The sequence below is a fragment of the Micromonospora sp. NPDC004704 genome (assembly GCF_053601675.1).
Window position 1 is genome coordinate 24431 of record NZ_JBSGCD010000015.1, and the last position, 16728, is coordinate 41158.

The following is a 16728-nucleotide window of genomic DNA, read 5'->3' on the forward strand; positions in this document are numbered from 1 at the left end:
GTGCGGGGTTGCTGACCCCAGGCAGTGAGCTATCTCGATCTTGACTCACCCATGCTCTTGTCCGAGGGCTGGGGAACATCAGCCGGCTACAGGGCGTCTAGCTTGTCGTGGAGCCGGCTGCAGCAGCGGTCCAACACGTCCTGTCGACGCAGCCACGCCTCATGCTCGGGTAGCGCCTGGGACGGCCCTTCAACCACGGTGGAAAAACGTGCTTCGTAGGCCGGAGGCTTGGTGTGTCTTGACTCTGGTGCAGAACCCCGCTTGGCTCCGAGTAGCACGGCGAGGTATCGCTTTGCATCCTGGTAGAGCCGTTCCGGGTTGAGCTGGTGCTGAGACTTCAGGTGGTACGCCACGTCGATTACCTCAGCTTCGAAGTCAGCGAGACGTGGCTCAACCTCGACGAGGGCGCGGCGGGTCGCGTCGAGGAGCAGGTGCGTCTTGCCGGACCCAGCCACGCCGGAAAGGAAGTAGGTCCGGCGGCGCAGGGTTTGCCCGGGGGAGGAGTCGAGCCACCACGACAGCTCGCGGACGGCTTTGAGGAGGTCACGGAAATCGGTGCTGTGCCGAACCTGATGCCCGTCCCCGACGGTGGCCCGGTCCCGCTCGATGAGTGGCTCGGCCGCCCGCTGCACCTCCTTCAGCAGGGTGTCGAGCCGCTCGATAATGGTTGCGGGATCACCGGCCTGCAGGTCGAACGCGGTGGCTGCGTTGGCGAGTCGGTCCGCGGCCTGCACCACCGCCATATACAACGGGTCGGGCTTGGCCGGCGGGTAGCGCCGCGACTCGGCGACACCCGCGCCGACCTCGTGGACCAGCCGCTGCAGCCGCTCGCGCGCTGGCGTCGAAACCGAGCGCCAGCAGATCCTCCTGGATGGGCAGGTCGACCTGCAAATCCGGTCGGTACTTCTCGCCGGCCGCCTCCGTCTGCACGGTGTGGTGATCGCGCAGCCAGTCGCGGCCGAGAACAGTTTCGCCCCACCAGAACCAACGGCGGCCCTCGTGCTCCGGCTTGGCCAGCTCGTCAAGCAGGTCGCTGCCCTGGACCAGCTCGAAGGTGATCCTGTCTGCGCCCGGGATCGTCTGCTTCCAGACGTCGACCTTGTCGTTGAACTTGTCACGCTGCGACTTGAGCCGCGTTCCCTTGCGGATCTGCCGGCTGGTCCCCAGGTTCCACGAGATGACGAACGTCAGCGTGCGCAGCGCAGGGCGCTCCTTCGCGACCCGCTTGACCGAATCGGTCATCGCCGTCAACAGCGCCTCGATACCGTGCACGTGCTTGGCCTGCCAGCCGTGCTCCGTGCCGTCCGGCTCGACCGCGTACCACTCGACCCCGCCGTCCGGGTTGCCCGTGCGGATCGCCACGGTCCCGGCCGGCACCTGCCTCTTGAGCAGCTGGTACGACAGCTCCTCGAAAGCCCGGCTCTGCTCACCTTCCCACGGGCGCAGTGTGTCGAATGTCGTCACCGGAAACCGAGACATACTCCTTCTGACCTCCCCATTGCGATTGCTGCCGCTACGTTGGGCCAGGGCAGCCGGTTCATGCTAGTGACCTGGCGCGCTGTTCGTGCCCGAAGCGCAGGCGAGATCAGCAGCGCCTTTCCCGTGCCCTGCTGGCCAGTGTCAGCGTCCAGCGTCTGGTCGTCGTGAGGTTGCTGCCGCAGGTCAGCGGTACGGCTGTGTCGGTGACTCCCGCTACCGAAAGTACGGACTCTGTCGGCGCACGGACCTCCTGGTCGCTTCCTGCTGTGGAGCGGGGGCTGATGCGCAACCATCAGCCCCCCGCTCCACAGCCGTGATATCTCACAACCGTCTCACGGACGGTCTGACAAGGGCCGGCACGGGCCGGCTCGGCCCGGACCCCGGCTTGGCCGTCGACCTGCATTTTCGGCATCAGGTGGCGCTGCCCGGCAGGTGCCGGTAGATCGGCTGGTTCTCTGGGGGTCAAGGGGTCGTCGGTTCGAATCCGGCCGTCCCGACAGTATTTCAGCAGGTCAGAGCCGGTTTCCTGGATCCCAGGTGACCGGCTCTTGAACGTTTGACCGTCGTTTGAGCGTGGAAACGTACGTGTCGCCTCGTCCTGGGCGGTGCCGCATCATGTCGTGTCTCACCTCGTCGTCCGCAGCCGGCTGGTCTTGTCTCCGGCGCGTGTTCAAACGCCTGGACCGGCTATCCCGGTCGGCTGGCCTTCTCGGGAGGGCGCGCTTGGACAGTCCGAATGTCAATGGCTGTTCCTGGCCCCGGTCGGTCCGTTCTCGCCAGACCGCGCGGATCTGGTCCCCGATCGATGGGGCTTGGCCGCGTCCCGCGTGGGCTGTCGATGGGTGCCGCGTGGGGTCGAGCATGTTGTTGCCTATCGCTCTGTGGGCCGCGGCGTTCTGTGTCTACGACGCCGTACGGCACCGGAGGGCTTCCGCCTAGGTTTGGGAGCGATCGGAGTGGGGCGGGTCGGGGTGATGGGCGGGATCACAATCACCCGGCTTTGGGTCATCGTCAGTCGGGTAATCGTTCTTCGTGACCGCTCTGACAACGACGTTTCCCGGACGCAAACAGGGCTACGCATCGTCGACCCGTTCGAGCCGGATCACGCAGCCCGTCGGTGGCTGGTGGCGGAGAGCATCGACGACCTGGCCCTTGGGTGGGGCTTCCTCGCGGCGGACGTATGTGCCTTGCTGAAAGGAGATCCTGGTCAACCCGCGTAGCCGGACGAGAACACGAGCCTCGTATGCCGACACCTACAGCCGACCTGGTCAAACACCGTGCTCGCACTCGCGCACGACACTGCCGAAGGGGCCGCGTCGGAGGATGGTCAGGTAAGCGATCCTTCCCGGATCGACGATCGGCCGGATACCGGGGCGAGTGGCCGGGCGTTGGACATGCCTTTGTGCGCCGAGGAGCTGGTCGAGGTGGGGACTCACTCAACCCCAGCCTTGCCGGGTCAGCCCCGAAACTGGCCGTATGGTGCGTGCCCCATCATGAGAATGTGGCTGGCGATGAGGTCGCACTCGACCTCTAGCCGCTGAGACCTGGAACGCCCGGCCAGATCAGCCCACGAGCACTGGACGTCCCCGCGGAATGCCCTGTGCTGCCGGTGATCATCGCGCCGCCCCTTGGCGGCATGACTTGCCAACCGGGCGCGGACGATTCCTTGACCGATGTACGCCAGTCCTTCCAAGCCGTCGGTATCCGTGCTCCGTCCTTCATTGCCGAGACGGCGTACCCGGTAGACGCCGGTGACCGGGCTAGCAGCCAGCATCGGGCTCCACGGACTCCAGGCCAACGTGGCCCAGTCCGCCGCGGTCGGATTGCCGTGCAGATCGAGGACGGCGGGTTCGTCGGCCGATCGTCGCGCGTCCGAATCTGGATAGCCTCGCCGTCGCCGACCGGAGCGCACGAGCGCAGCGGTATTGCCAGTGGACTTGACCCAGCCGTCGGGCATACGTCCGAAGTTGGCCGTGGGCGACCGGCCGTACTTCGCCCGGCACTCGGAAAGGAGCACGCACTCGGCCGCCAGCCGGTCGTCCTTCGTGCCGTCGAACTCGGCCACGGAGAACTCGAACACTGCCTCGCCTTCAGTGCGCATCACCCAGAGGCACGGTGCAGCCGTGTGCGGGTCGTTGTAGGGCATGTCGTCGTCGTAGAGGACGCAGAGCTGGCTCAGCCGGCCGCGTAGTCCGCTCGTCTGGCCGATGTAGGCGAGACCGCTCCCACCTGAGGTCCTGACACGGTACAGCCCGGGTGACTGGGGTATCCGCAGGCGGGCGGCACGGTCATCTAGCGGACTCCAGTCGCTCCACTCTAGCGCCGTCATCGTTGTGATTCCCGTTCCGGGCTAGTCGGCTGTCTGCGGCCGAGGGTGTAGCGGCTGTGCAAAAAATCCGTCAGCCGCTGAATGTGGCGCGGAATATTTTCGATGTCATTCCACTTGTGTACCTGGCCGCCGCTGAAAATCCACGCCCCTTCGGTCCAGTGGCAGTCCTCGGCGACGAGTTTTAGATCGGCAACGAACTGGTCAGTCGCGACGATGCCATCGTTCACGGCCCGCACGTGGACGATCGCATCCATGAGGTATCCCATGCTGATGATTCCCGTTCCGTGCATCAGGCGCGAGTTTCGAACAGGCTTACCCCACGCTTCGGGAAAGACTTCACGAACCGCGCTCCAGAAGTTGCATAACAGCGTGTGCGCTTCACCGCGGCGAACCATGTCTTCGTCATTGCGCAACCGGTACAACGCGCCGTCGGTGAGGCTGTTCTGGAGCATTCGCAGGACATTACTGTCGTTGATGTAGCCACCCGGATTGGTGGTTGTCTTGATCATTCGGTATAGCGGGGATCTGACTGCGTCCGAATTCAATCGTTCGAGGAGCGTCGCCGGTAATTGGCGGAGGTGCAACAGTGGCGGTAGCGTGCCTGCGGCTGTGGGTAGCAGTTCGTTGACGAGTCCCGTAGGCAGCGGTCGGGTGCGGTTGAGAAGTATGAACTGGGACCTCTGATCGGCTACCCCGTCGGCGAGAAAGGCATTGACGGCGACGGGGAACGCGTCCACGCGGGCGTCCCTGATAGCCGCGCAGCGGTGTTGCCCGTCGACGATTAGGCCGGGTCGTTCATGCTCGGGACCATCGGTCGCCGGAACGATCAGATATCCACTTTGCACGTATTCAGGCACGGCTTCGCCGGTCGGCGTCGTTTCGAAGCGAACCCGCTCATCGAAGGCGACGACGATGGCGTTGGGCATGAGCGGGCTGGGGTCATCTTCGAGATAGCGGCGGATCGCCGCGACGTGGGTGCCACTCTCCGGTCGCTGATAGCCGTTAACCTGGCCATCCGGCCGTTTGATACGAGAAACCGTGGCGATCTTTGGCAACAGCTTGCCGTCGATGGCAAACGTATAGACGGCACGCCCGCGTCCCTGGTCGATCTTCAAGGCGGGAAGCCGGAGTTCCGATTTGTCGTTCACGCAGCGTCCTTCCGCTGTTGCCGGGTACGTAGTTGCTGCTCAAAGACATAGAGGTTGTGGAAGCCGCGTCGTTTGTTGCGCTCCGAGCCGCGGAAGACAGCGATCTCGATACCGAGCGCTTTGCAGAGATCACATGGACAATGCCGCCATGGCCGGTCGACGAGAGTTTGGCGGTATTGGGCGCTGCGATCAGTCTTGCCGTCCCATACGGCACCGTAGCGGACGAGGGCTTCAACTACGTCGTCGACTTCGATCTTGTCCGAGTCGAACTGCCGGAGTTGGTGCAGCGCGTTGCGTTCCAGTTTCGCTGCCTGTTCCTGGCGGATCTCACCGGCACGAATCCGGCCCTTCAGCTTGGCGTTTACGTCGACTTGGGGAACTCGGAGTGCCACGTAGGTGCGGGTCGGGGTGTAGTAGTTGTTCCGGTCGTCCTTGAACGCTTGGCGGAAGGGTGAGGTACTGTCGAAGCTGGACACACCCAGTCGGGCGAAGTGCGGGACGTCGTCGCAGCGACTGATCCCGAGCAGATGCAGCTGGGTCTCTTTGTCCCGAACGTCGGCGACGGCGGCGAGGCAGGCCAGGATGTCGCGGGACTTCAGGGGAACCATTCCACCCAAAGCGATCCGTCGATAGCCGATCCGCTGGAGGACGCTGACCGAGTCGGCGTAAGACTGCGGACTCCAGCCCTGGGCGACACCGTATGGTTCGAACCGCACTCGCCGCGCTGTGCACCGCTGCAGGAAGACGTCGGCCAGCTCCAGGGTGATGTGCTGCCGGTAAGCCCATCCCCGGGTGATCGCGTCATCTCGGGTCGCGACGGGATCGTATTGAAAAATTACGTGGTCGACGGCGATGCCGTAGTCGAAGCCGGAGCCCTCGTAGAAGTCGATGACCTCATCGGGCGTGTACGGCGGGTACTCCTCGGCGACGTACGAGAACGCACCGCAGTCGCCCATGATCTTCAGTTGGGTCTGGCTCTGGTCCAGCCGGAAGAACCGGCGTGCGCCTTCACGGTAGAGACGGTGCCGCTGGGCGACGGTGTACTTGCCATCGACAGCAGCCTTCGAAATCAGTAAACCGTCGTACGGCGCGCCTGTGAGAGCCTCGTGCGCGTAGCAGTCGTCACGTTGCCGGACGCGGAACGGATCGCGCTCCTCGGAGAGGAAGTCGAAGGCCGGATCGATCTGGTCCTGGCTGTCCGGAAAGAAGAATCTCACCTAGTCGCGCCCCAGGTGCCCTGACGATTCCGTTCCGTCCGCCGCACTACAGCTCTCCTCGGTAGATGCAGCCGGTGGTGCACGTCTCCCGCACCATCACTGCGGCCAACGACAAATGGTCGACCAGCCGATCCCAGATCCAGCGAGCGAGCACCTCACTCGTCGGATTCTCCAAACCGGGCACCTCGTTCAGGTAGTAATGGTCAAGCTGGGCATGCAGAGGCTGGAACGCCTCGCTAAGGTCGCCGAAGTCGATCACCCAGCCGCTGTGTGGGTCGACGTCCCCAGTCACATGCACCTGCACCTTGTACGAATGGCCGTGCAGCCGAGCACATTTGTGCCCCTCCGGCACATGCGGTAGCCGGTGCGCGGCTTCGAAGCTGAACTCGCGGAAGATCTCCATCAGGCAATTCCTATGTACTTGTGGGTTTGCACGCTCAGCCGCCACTGCGGGTGCTCCAGGCAGTAGCGGACCGCGGCAGCGGTGTTCGCAGCCCTATCCGGGCCGTCCATCGGCTGTAGCAGGAAACACTCGAAGTCCAGGTCCTCGAACCGCTCGGGCTCCGCACCCACCTGCGGGAAGACAAGTTTCAGGTCATGGCCCCGGGCGAGGATGACCGGAGCGCCGGCTTTGGGGCTGACACAAATCCAGTCCAGGCCAGCCGGAGCGTGGCGCGTCCCGTTGGTTTCGATGGCAACCTCGAAGCCGGCCGCGTGCAGAGCGTCCACCGCAGCCTGTTCGAGTTGCAATAGCGGCTCGCCTCCGGTGCAGACGACGTAGGGCTTGGCACGCTGGTGCGGTCGACCGTCCCAGGCTCGGGCAACCGCCACTGCCAGCTCCGAGGGACTGTCGAACCGGCCGCCGCCCGGGCCGTCGACGCCGACGAAGTCCGTATCGCAGAACTGGCAGATGGCACGATGCCGATCCCGTTCCCGCCCGGTCCAAAGGTTGCAACTCGCGAATCGGCAGAACACGGCGGGACGGCCGGTATGCGATCCTTCGCCCTGAAGGGTGTAGAAGATCTCCTTGACCAGGTACCCCACGGCTCATCCTCCGGCAGTCGCCAGAGCCGGATCGCTGAGACCGAGTTCAGCGAACCCCCGGGCCCGCAACAGACAAGAGTCGCAGGTTCCACAGGCGCGACCCTGCACCGGGTCGTAGCAACTATGGGTCAACCCGTAGTCGACGCCGAGTTCCAGACCACGGCGAATCGTCTCCGCCTTCGACAGGTTGATCAGCGGGGTGTGGATACGCAGCCGTTGACGCCCCTCCACACCCGCCTTGGTGGCGAGGTTCGCCATCTCCTCATACGCCGCGACAAACTCGGGTCGGCAGTCGGGATATCCACTGTAGTCAAGGGCGCTCACCCCGATGAACACGTCGGACGCGGCTAGAGTTTCAGCCCAAGCGAGCGCAAAGGACAGGAAGATGGTGTTACGGGCAGGCACGTAGGTCACCGGAATGTCGGCTGCCATGTCATCGGCGGTCGCGTGATGCGGAACGTCGATGGAGGCGTCAGTAAGCGCCGAACCGCCGAACGCCCGCAGGTCGATGTCGACGATCACATGCCGCCGGACACCGAGATACCGCGCTACACGGGCCGCGGACTCGAGTTCGATGGCATGACGCTGCCCGTACCGGAAGCTGAGCGCGTGGAGGTCATAGCCCTCATGGCGGGCCATGGCTAACACCGTCGCGGAGTCGAGACCCCCGCTGAGCAGGACCACAACCTTCTTGTTAGCGGTGGACATGCGCTTCCCTCACTTCCTGCGACCGGGCGCCTCGGAAATCTACGAGGTGGGTCTGACATTCTTGGGTCACCTTTGAGCCGCTGTCAGGTAATTGACAACGCCGCCGCTCTCAGCCGCACCGAAACTGCTGAAGCCGCCGCGCGGCCAGCACCGACCAACAAAGACGATTGTCACCGCCGCAACGCCACCGCGCCGCGACAGACAGACAGAGCAGGCGGGCAGGTCGTCAGCGGTCCGCTGCGTGGCGACGCTCCAGCATGCACGCGGCGCCAACCTCGCGCGGGCCATGAAGCAGGCAGTTACCGGCCATCGCCGACGCCCTCCGCCGCAGCCGACACGACGCCGGGAACGAGCTCGCACTTGACGTGATCAGCGGCAGTTTCGTTCTAGGCTCGCCCGGGTGAGGCAGACATTGGCGACCATTGCTCGGTACTGGGTAGACCGGAACAGCGGCATCCGCGATTGGGAATCGGCCCGCCTACTCGGCGAAGGGCTGCTGAGGCTCGTCGACGCCGTTGGCGGTCGGTGCACCGTCCTGCTCGCACCGTGTGGGGCTCGAATATTCGGTTCGGCGGTCTGAAGTGCGGTTCTGTGCGAGCTCGAGCACGGCGCAGCCGTCATGCTCGTGGCTATGAGCGCGTCGTTGGTGTACCTGCTGCTTCGCCAGGTCCTGCAGATGTTGTCCCAACTCGCCCGCGACGAGGGGGCCAAGGATGTGGAGATCCTGGTGCTCCGCCATCAGGTGGCGGTGCTGCGCCGCCAGGTGACCCGCCCCGATCTCGAGCCCGCCGACCGGGTGGTACTGGCGGTGCTGTCGCGGCTGCTGCCCCGCCCACGCTGGTCGGTGTTCTTCGTCACCCCGGCCACGCTGTTGCGCTGGCATCGTGACCTGGTCGCCCGACGGTGGACGTACCCGCATGCCCGGCCGGGCCGGCCAACGGTCGACAAGCAGGTCCGCGACCTGGTACTGCGACTCGCGGCGGAGAATCCTTCGTGGGGGCACCGCCGCATCCACGGTGAACTGCTCGGCCTGGGCTACCGAGTCGCGGCCAGCACCGACGCCGCCCGGCCCGCCTGCTGCTCAACAGCCGGTGCTTCGTTGACGGGACGTATCTGCAGGTTGACGGCGGAGTTGGTCCGGCCCACACATCACTCAATAGCTAACCGTTGCGGTCTCAGGTTGAGAACGTCAGGCAGGGTGTCGGTCTCGCTGGTGCCGTTGCGTCGGAGGAGAGCAAGCATGTCTTCTTGTCTTGGCTGGCCGAACGCGAGCCGGTAGAGAACGAGGTCTTCCTTGAGGCGGTCGAGCTTGGCCTGGTCTTTGCTCAACGGATAGGGCAGCACGTGTCGTTCGATCTTCGCCGGCCCGGGGAACACCCAGTAGGGCGCGAAGTCACCCAGATGTTCGGATGCGGCGCGTGCCGCGTCGTACGCTGCCTTCCACACGTCCTGCTCGGTGGAGGTGAGGGCGTCGGCGCGGTGGGCGGTGGCGATGTTGCGCCGTACCGCGTGGCCTCCGAAGCGGTGGACGCGGCCCTCGCGCTGCTCGAAGTCGACGGGGTTGGCGGGGGTGTTCCAGTGCACGATTGCGGAGCACCACTGGTGGAAGTCAATACCTTCCTGTCCAGCGCTGGTGGTGGTGACGACGAAGGGCCAGAACGGGCTGTTGAACGCGTTACGTACCTCAACCTGTCGTTGGATGCCGGCGTCGTCACCGTTGCGCCCGCCGTAGCGCAGAGCGAACCGGCCGGGCAGCCGGATCGGCGTCTCGGGGTGGTGCGGGTTGAACGCGGCGTAGGTTGAGGGGCGGGTGGTGAGTGCTGCCCGTGCCTTGTTGGCAATGTTGAGCAGTGCTTCGTTGTCGAGGGGGAGGTCGGATGCGGTACTGCGCAGAGTGTGTAGGTATTCGTCGAGGACGGCCTGTAGATCGCCGTCGGCGCAGTACTTGAGCACTGAGCGCCAGTAGACCTCTTCTGGGTAGAGCTGGTCGAGCAACAGCGCGGACTGGGCCCGGTTGAACAGGGAGCGCAGCCCGCTGGCGAGGACGGCGGCCGCTTTCCAGTGGCCGGCGGTGGTGACCTCGTCGGTGGGGCGAAGGAGACGGCCCAGTGCCCGCCAGGCGATGTTGCCGGGGCCGTGCAGGCCGATAGCGGCAAGGTCGTCGATGAGTTCGTCCGGTCGCTTGGCGACCGGGTGGTACTGCGATGCCAGGTCGAGGGCGAGCGAGACGTGCTGCCGCAGGCCGGTCTGTCCGTCGTCTCTCTCCTCGCCGGAACTACCCATGGCGTCGACGGCGAGGTTTAGCGTGACGGATGCGTCGATGTTCGCACCGGGCCATCGAAAGACGGCCTGCCACGGGTGCGCCTCACCGACGTGGTCGGCGGCTGTGTAGTCGTCGGGCGCTGACCGTAGGAGCCGCTCGCGGACGTTGTGACCGACGGCGGCGAGCGAGGGCAGTTCGGTGGGTGCCTGACGTGCGACGTCGAGTGGGTCGCAGGCGGCGGCGAGGTCAGGGTGTGGCCAGAACAACGCCAGGGCGCTCATCGCGGCGGGGCGTTCCCCGTCGAGGTGGTAGTCCAGGCGGGCGCGACGGCGACGGGTCTGGCCGCCGTCGGAATCGGTGACCGCCGGGTTGGTGAGCTGGCGTTCGGCTTCGTAGCTGAGCACGCCGGAGACGGCGGTGGGCGTGGCGTTCCAGGAGGAGAACAGCAGCCGCTTCGTCATCCCGTCGCGGGCGACCGCTGCGAACGGTTCACCGAGTGCGTGGTAGGGCAGGGATGGGGGCACCCACAGCAGCCGCCACCAACCGCGGCCGATGGTGTCGGCGGCGAGTTGCCGCAGGCGGCTGTTGCCGAGGTCGATTGGCTTCTGTTGGCTGATGGCGTTCGCGTCAAGCAGGTGAGCCGACGCCAGCAGGGGGCGTAGCTGTTCGGCGCGCCGATCGCGCAGGGCGGCGCGGACCTTGTCGCCGAGCAGGTAGCCGTCGATGAAGTTGAGGAAGTACGGCGCGGATTTCCAGTATTCGACCGTCATGGGGGCGCCGACGGCGGCGGCTATGCGCCGCATGGCCACGTAGCTGCCGACGTCGCCGCTGGTGATCTCATCGGCGGTGGTGATGTGTTCGCGCAGCATGCCGTATTGGCCGACGGCGGGTCGTTCCGTGCGGCACATGACTTGTAGGAGCAGCTCACGAAGCCTGTGGCGGGTGTCGGCGCATGGCTGGCCGCGGGTGACGGCCTCGCGGTAGGTCTCGAACGCTTCGGTAACGTCGGCGTGCCAGCACTCGTCGTCGGTGAGGAAGCGCAGCACCTGGCGGAAGTCCGCGTGGTGGTCCTCGCCGGTGGCGGCTTCCTCGGCGAACGTGAACGGCTTGTACGGGGTGGCGGACAGCAGCAGCAGCCGGGCGCCGGGGTAGTCGAACAGGTGTTGTGCTAGTACCGCCGCCTCGCCCTGGTCGGGGTCGAACAGATGCCGGAACCGCTGGAACTCATCGAGGATGATGAGGTCTGGTTGAAGTGCCCTTACGCCTGCTTTGGCCAGTGCTGAGCGGAGGTCGCCGATGAGGTGCCGTGACACCCCCTGGAGCGAGCCGGGTAGGGTGTGGCGGCGGCCGATGTCGTCGAGCAGGGCTTCGAAGCGGCTGATCAGGCCCTCCTGCCGTGCGCGGTGCAGGAAGTCGGCGGTGATTGCCGGGTCGGTCGTTCCGTTCAGTGACGTCCTCAACCACTGGCAGATGTTCCCGAATCGGTCGGGGTTCCGGATGCCCTGCTGCAGGGCCCGCATGGCGGCGCGGCTGCGCCATCCGTCCCAGTCGTTCGCGTCCTGTAGCAGGAGGAACAGCAGCGCGCGTTCTAGGGCCTTGCCGGTGCGTTGTCCCCGGTCGAAGGAGGTCCCGGGGGTGAAGGCGACCAGGTTGATCGGCTTGCCTACGTTCGTCGACGCTGTCGAGAGTTTGCCGATGTCGGTGGCCAGCATGGTGAGCCGGCTGGACAGGGTGACCGTCTCTCCGGTGGTGACCTTAAGCCGGTCGATGTTCTGCCGGGCGATGTCCTGGTTCGAGCAGACGTAGATGACGTCCACGCGGTCGACGTCATCGTCGTCCTGCAGCCGCTCCAGGGTCTTCGCGATGACCCCGCGGGCGACGACGCTCTTGCCTAGCCCGGTTTCGTCGGCGACGAGGAATCGGCGCGTTGGGTCTGGTCCGAAGAACCGCTGCATGATATGGCCGACGGTGTGGCGTTGGAAGTCTTTCAGACCTGCCATCACCGGCGCTGCGGAGTAGCGGCTCATGCTGTCACCGGCTCGGCGATGGTGCGGCGTGCCTCGTCGAGGATCTTCCACAGATCGGCGAACCCGGGCGGGAGCAGTTGCCGGCCGGGTTCGCTTGACTCCATCCTGGCCACAAGGCGGGCCAGGTCGTCGAGCTGCTGCGGCCGGTCGACCAGCGCGTTGAGGAGCAGTTCGAGGATGCCGGTCCGACTCGTAGCCCAGAGGCCGTGACTGCCTCCCGCCGCCGTGGCGGTAGAGGTAGCGTCGGCGCCCAGGCCGAGCATCAGCATCAGGAAGCGCAGGAACTTCTCGGGCGTATCGACCTGGTGGGCTATGACGTGGTCGAGCCGGTCGGCCGGGTCCCCGACCAGCTGTGCCAGCATCACCGTGCGTTCCCGATTGCCGGCCTGGTCCTCAGCGGTGACGACCACGAACGGTGTGATCTCTACCAACGTCAGCCCACCGAACACCGCGTCGACCGGCGCGTCTGGCTTGAGCTGGGCCACCTCGCCGCGTCTGGTGTGGAGCTGGGCGGTCACCCGGACATCGTCGGCACCGGGTAGCGCATCTTTCGACGTCAGCCGGAGGTCGTAGTTGTCCTTGTCACCGGTGACGCTGGCGAGCAGCGGGACGGTCGCGATGTCCCGGATGAGGTCCCGCAGGGCCAGGGCATCGGCGTCCGGGTCCACCGGTATGCCCGGCTCGTACGACTCCAGGATGCCGCGGAAAGCCGCCGCTGGACCAATCATGGTGTCGACCCCGAGCTGCGCCCGGCTGCCGGTCAGCTCCACCAGCAGTTCGACGTTGCCGGCGAAGGCCGCGTCCGTGGCGTTAGCCGAGCCGAGCATCATCCGCGCCGTCTGCCCCTTCTCCACCACGTAAACTTTGGCGTGCAGGCCGGTCAGGATGTCCCCGCCCTCGGCGGCGGCTTCCTCGGATGCGAGGCCGGCCAGCTCGCTGACCACCAGCACGTCCCGCCCGTCGAGTGTGCCGTCGGGTAGGCGGTCGAGTTCTTCCTGCCGGCCGACCACCGTCGCCTGTTGGCCAGGCGCGCACCGGCGGAGCCCGCCGGGTGTGCAGAAAGGCGAGATGATTAGGTGCCGGGTGCCGGCGAAGTCTGGGGCTACCGCGCCGGGCACGCCGAGCGGGAGGAATCGCATCTCCCGTACGCCCTCGGGCAGCTCCCACTCCACCCGCCGCAGGTCCTCGGCGAGGCTGCGGACTGCGGCGTCCCGCTCGGGGACGAGGGGCTGTGTCACCAGCCGCAGGGTGTGCTGGATCAGCTCGAACAGGGGCCGGTTGTACACGTGGGGTTGCCGGCCGACGCTGCCGTCCAACCGGAGGCAGATGTCCCAGCTGTGGTCGTTGGTCAGGTTTCGGCTGAGCACCAGCAGGCGAGCGGTCACCGATCCGGTCGTCTCCTCGTGGAAGCGCAACGCCCATAGCTTCGGGTGGAACAGGCGGCCCGGCTTAGGTCGATGGACCTGGTGAACCATGGGCTCGACGAAGGCCAGCAGCCCGGAGTTACGGGCGGGCACGGTGATTTGGCCGGCCTGGCAGAACACGTCGATCCGTTCCGTGTAGTGTCGAACACCTTCCATGACGGCGATCGGGTCGCTCGTCTCGCGTATCCCGTGCGCGGCGAACGCTAACGGGGCGACCAGCAGGCTCTCCAGATCCAGCGTGAAGGTCAACGCGAGGGCTCGGGACAGTCGTGCTCCCGTCGGGGGGCGTAGGGCATCGACGAGCAGCGACCGGGAGTCAGGTGCCAGCATGAGTCATCTCCGTTCTGTCGGCGTGCCAGCCGTCGTGGATGTCGGCCACCATCCGCCGCACCTGCGGCCACCGGAAGGCCAGCCGGCGGGTTCCGGAGGCGCCGCTCCACGAACGCAGGAGCTTCTGGTTCACCAGCCGTGACTGCGCCCGCTTGACCGACTGTTCCCGTTCGGCGACCAGGCGCCGCAGGCGCTCGTGGTCCGCTACGTCGGATCCCGACTCGAGCATGAGAGCGTCGAGCCAGCGGTCGATGAACCGCCGCGCTGAGGCGTTGGTGGAGACACGGGGGTTCTGCCCGATCACCGCAGCCCACATTGCCGCACGATCGGACCGGGACCAAGACCAGTTGGCGACCGTCTCACCCCAGCCGGCGAGGGCCTCACGGTACCGACCGACCGGATCCACGTGCTCGTCGAAGCCGGCCTGCTCGTACCGCTCCGCGATCAGCAGGTTGTACAACAGCGCCGCGCCGTGCATCGCCAGGGAGAACCGTTCGGCGTGACGAAGGTTCGACGCTGCGAGTTCCGGAGCGTCGACGGCGGCAGGGTCGTTCCACGGTCCGCTACTGTTCGGCTCCGGACGATGATCGGGTGCCAGCAGGTGCGCCAGCAGAGTGTCGGACGCAGTGGCCAGCACGCGTTCACGTAGCCAACGGGCCTCCGCCGGCAGTAGTTCAAGACCGCCTTCCACATTCGAAGGGAATCCCATGGGCGGCGGCGGCAGGGTCGGGTGCCAATCGCCGCGCCGGCGGTCGGTCAACTCATCGGCTTCGCTCGTCGCGCTGAACCGTCCCGTCAGCGGTGCGACGCCGTCCTTCGCGGTGCGGATACCGAATCGGTTAAGCGCCGAGGCGTAGATGACCGACGGCAGGTTTCGGACCCTGACGCCAGCGATCCGGCCGATCATGCCGTCGGTCGCGCCGGCCTTCAGTAACCCGGCGATGACTCGGCGCTCTGTGTCGCTTACCCGCGAACTGAGGGCGTCGCCGTGCAGACCGCGGCGTTCACCTTCCTGGTAGCACCATGGCACGATCAACAGGTACCGGGCCCGAGTGTGCAGTGTTGACGTGCCGGGAAAGAGCAGATCGCTGAGGGCATCCCGCACCTGACCGACGCCCAGCTCATCACGGCTCTCCGTGTCGCTGAACATCCCGAGCAGCTCACGTATCCGCCGCTGGTCGTCGCGGGAGTTGTCCAGCCACGTCAGGTGCGAAACCATGCATGCCCTCCCCGCCGCCATGCTGCCGTCGGCCTGGGCCTGGTGATCGCCATCAGCAGGCTTCCGGATTGAGATCGTCAAGGGCGCCGGTGGGCAATGCGATCCAACCTTCCGTACGTGCGGCCTCTCGTTGGGTGTCATCGGGGCGGGTGACCCGACCGAGCGCTGCGGCGCGGGCGGAGAGCGCGGCAATGACCGCATCGATCGCGTCGTGGCTGGTGCGGCACAACTGTTCATGTGTGCCGAGATCGAGCCACGGCGCGGCGGTGAGTAACTCGTCGACCAGAAACGCGTGGCCCGCCTTCTGACCCGGCGTCTTGTAGCCGCGATGCGTCAATCCCCATCGACGCAGAGACGCCGCCGGGTACACCTCCACCACTACGCCGTCGCCGCAACGGTCTACCGGCCAACCCTGATCCGCAAGTCGCGCCAGCAGCCCGGCGGACCGGAACGCGGCATGCCCAATGCGATCAGCGGCCACGCTGAGAGGCACGAGGTCAGTCTCGGCGCGTACGACTTCGTCGGTCATGCGGTACGCCAGTCGTCGCCGCCACTGCGCACCGTCGCTACTCAGGGGCGGCGCCGTCACGTGCCCGGCCCGGTGGGCCGTCAGAAACGCGACGAACGGATCCGGCCAGCCCAACGGGCAGTCCAGGCCGGCCTTGTCGACCTCGGAGACCGCTTCCACGATCTGGTCGTCAGACACCCCGACCCGCACCATACGGACGCTCGCCTGCCTGGGGGACCACTCGATCAACGCCATTGCGGTCCGGACATCAGCCGCCGCAAGGTCAACGCCGAGTGTCAGCACCAGCCCACCGTAGGTGCACATGGCCACAGGCGATAACGACCAACCCGGCAGCAGTACGGCCCAGTCGGTCAATTGCGTGTAGTCCTCCCGCGCGCACGTTCCGAAGAATTCGGAGCCACCGAGGGGGTGCTCGTCGGGAACGCCTTCGCCGTTGCGGTGATACTGGTACCGGCGTCACGTGTATTGGATCGCTACGGCGGCGCCGGCGCTGGCGGAATGTGACCGGCCCAAAGTTACCCAACCGGGATCCCGGACCACGTCAGGATCCGCGAAGCGTTCCAGAGTGACCCGTCCTGGCCCTTCGGCCGCCCCGGACCCTGACCCGAGCGCGGCCGCAACGACTTCGGCGACGGCTTGGCCAAACCATCCGACGAGGGAGGCTTCGACGAGTTCGACGACGACTGCTTCAACCGGGCCTCAAGCTCCGCGACCCGGCCCATCGCCTTCTCCAGCCGAGCCGTCAGATCCGCCACCATCGCCCGCAACACCACGTTCTCCGCAAGGAGATCGTCATACGACGGCGACGGCAGGTCAGACACGACCCGTGAACCTACCGGCCTCCACAACAGACACCGCCGCCACCCGAACTACCGATCCAGACACGCTGAGAGATGGCGCCACGGGACGGCCTTGTAGGGTCGGCGGGAAGTGGTAAGGCTGACTCGCCGAAGGCAGCGCTCTCTGGTGGGGTACACAGGCTTCGGGTCGCAGGTTCAATCCTGTCAGCCC

General features: G+C 66.1%; 14 protein-coding genes. All 14 read right to left on the reverse strand.

The window, feature by feature from the left end:
- Positions 1-86: 86 nt before the first annotated feature.
- Positions 87-743 carry a hypothetical protein gene (locus tag ACWEFB_RS21300; protein WP_452287799.1) on the reverse strand — a complete coding sequence of 219 codons (657 nt, stop codon included), beginning with the start codon at positions 741-743 and terminating at the stop codon, positions 87-89.
- Positions 676-1464 carry a hypothetical protein gene (locus tag ACWEFB_RS21305; RefSeq protein ID WP_452287801.1) on the reverse strand — a complete coding sequence of 263 codons (789 nt, stop codon included), beginning with the start codon at positions 1462-1464 and terminating at the stop codon, positions 676-678. Before ACWEFB_RS21305 ends, ACWEFB_RS21300 begins: the two co-directional genes overlap by 68 nt.
- Positions 1465-2935: 1471 nt before the next feature.
- Positions 2936-3625, reverse strand: coding sequence for a hypothetical protein (locus tag ACWEFB_RS21310; RefSeq protein WP_452287803.1), 690 nt, complete (start codon positions 3623-3625; stop codon positions 2936-2938).
- A gap of 179 nt (positions 3626-3804) precedes the next feature.
- Entirely contained in the window at positions 3805-4956 is a 1152-nt protein-coding gene (gene dbpB, locus ACWEFB_RS21315; RefSeq protein ID WP_452287805.1) for a DGQHR domain-containing protein DpdB, read from the reverse strand.
- Positions 4953-6173, reverse strand: coding sequence for a tRNA-guanine transglycosylase DpdA (gene dpdA / locus ACWEFB_RS21320; RefSeq protein ID WP_452287807.1), 1221 nt, complete (start codon positions 6171-6173; stop codon positions 4953-4955). Before dpdA ends, dbpB begins: the two co-directional genes overlap by 4 nt.
- Positions 6174-6219: 46 nt before the next feature.
- Positions 6220-6576: a 6-carboxytetrahydropterin synthase QueD gene (gene queD / locus ACWEFB_RS21325; RefSeq protein ID WP_452287809.1), complete on the reverse strand. Its 357-nt coding sequence runs from the start codon at positions 6574-6576 to the stop codon at positions 6220-6222.
- Positions 6576-7217, reverse strand: a complete 642-nt coding sequence (gene queE, locus ACWEFB_RS21330; RefSeq protein WP_452287811.1) for a 7-carboxy-7-deazaguanine synthase — start codon at positions 7215-7217, stop codon at positions 6576-6578. Before queE ends, queD begins: the two co-directional genes overlap by 1 nt.
- A gap of 3 nt (positions 7218-7220) precedes the next feature.
- Positions 7221-7925, reverse strand: a complete 705-nt coding sequence (queC, locus tag ACWEFB_RS21335; protein WP_452287813.1) for a 7-cyano-7-deazaguanine synthase QueC — start codon at positions 7923-7925, stop codon at positions 7221-7223.
- Between the two features lie 478 nt (positions 7926-8403).
- On the reverse strand, positions 8404-8940 hold the full coding sequence (locus tag ACWEFB_RS21340; protein WP_452287815.1) for a hypothetical protein: 537 nt from the start codon (positions 8938-8940) through the stop codon (positions 8404-8406).
- A gap of 134 nt (positions 8941-9074) precedes the next feature.
- Positions 9075-12215 carry a helicase C-terminal domain-containing protein gene (locus ACWEFB_RS21345; protein ID WP_452287817.1) on the reverse strand — a complete coding sequence of 1047 codons (3141 nt, stop codon included), beginning with the start codon at positions 12213-12215 and terminating at the stop codon, positions 9075-9077.
- The gene (locus ACWEFB_RS21350; protein WP_452287819.1) at positions 12212-13969 is read right to left on the reverse strand and encodes a hypothetical protein; all 1758 of its coding nucleotides are present in this window, start codon (positions 13967-13969) and stop codon (positions 12212-12214) included. Before ACWEFB_RS21350 ends, ACWEFB_RS21345 begins: the two co-directional genes overlap by 4 nt.
- Positions 13956-15188, reverse strand: coding sequence for a DUF6361 family protein (locus ACWEFB_RS21355; RefSeq protein ID WP_452287821.1), 1233 nt, complete (start codon positions 15186-15188; stop codon positions 13956-13958). The genes ACWEFB_RS21350 and ACWEFB_RS21355 overlap by 14 nt, the downstream gene beginning before the upstream one ends.
- 52 nt (positions 15189-15240) lie before the next feature.
- Positions 15241-15999 (reverse strand): DUF429 domain-containing protein, encoded by a 759-nt coding sequence (locus tag ACWEFB_RS21360; protein WP_452287822.1) that lies wholly within the window; start codon positions 15997-15999, stop codon positions 15241-15243.
- A 233-nt stretch (positions 16000-16232) separates the two neighbouring features.
- Entirely contained in the window at positions 16233-16538 is a 306-nt protein-coding gene (locus ACWEFB_RS21365; RefSeq protein ID WP_452287824.1) for a DUF6444 domain-containing protein, read from the reverse strand.
- Positions 16539-16728: the final 190 nt, after the last annotated feature.

What these genes read in the sequence shown, in the direction of transcription:
- ACWEFB_RS21345 (WP_452287817.1), bottom strand. Translation starts at nt 12,215, where the DNA reads ATGAGCCGCTACTCCGCAGCGCCGGTGATGGCAGGTCTGAAAGACTTC.
- ACWEFB_RS21300 (WP_452287799.1), bottom strand. Translation starts at nt 743, where the DNA reads ATGGCGGTGGTGCAGGCCGCGGACCGACTCGCCAACGCAGCCACCGCG.
- queD (WP_452287809.1), bottom strand. Translation starts at nt 6,576, where the DNA reads ATGGAGATCTTCCGCGAGTTCAGCTTCGAAGCCGCGCACCGGCTACCG.
- ACWEFB_RS21355 (WP_452287821.1), bottom strand. Translation starts at nt 15,188, where the DNA reads ATGGTTTCGCACCTGACGTGGCTGGACAACTCCCGCGACGACCAGCGG.
- ACWEFB_RS21310 (WP_452287803.1), bottom strand. Translation starts at nt 3,625, where the DNA reads ATGCCCTACAACGACCCGCACACGGCTGCACCGTGCCTCTGGGTGATG.
- ACWEFB_RS21350 (WP_452287819.1), bottom strand. Translation starts at nt 13,969, where the DNA reads ATGCTGGCACCTGACTCCCGGTCGCTGCTCGTCGATGCCCTACGCCCC.
- queC (WP_452287813.1), bottom strand. Translation starts at nt 7,925, where the DNA reads ATGTCCACCGCTAACAAGAAGGTTGTGGTCCTGCTCAGCGGGGGTCTC.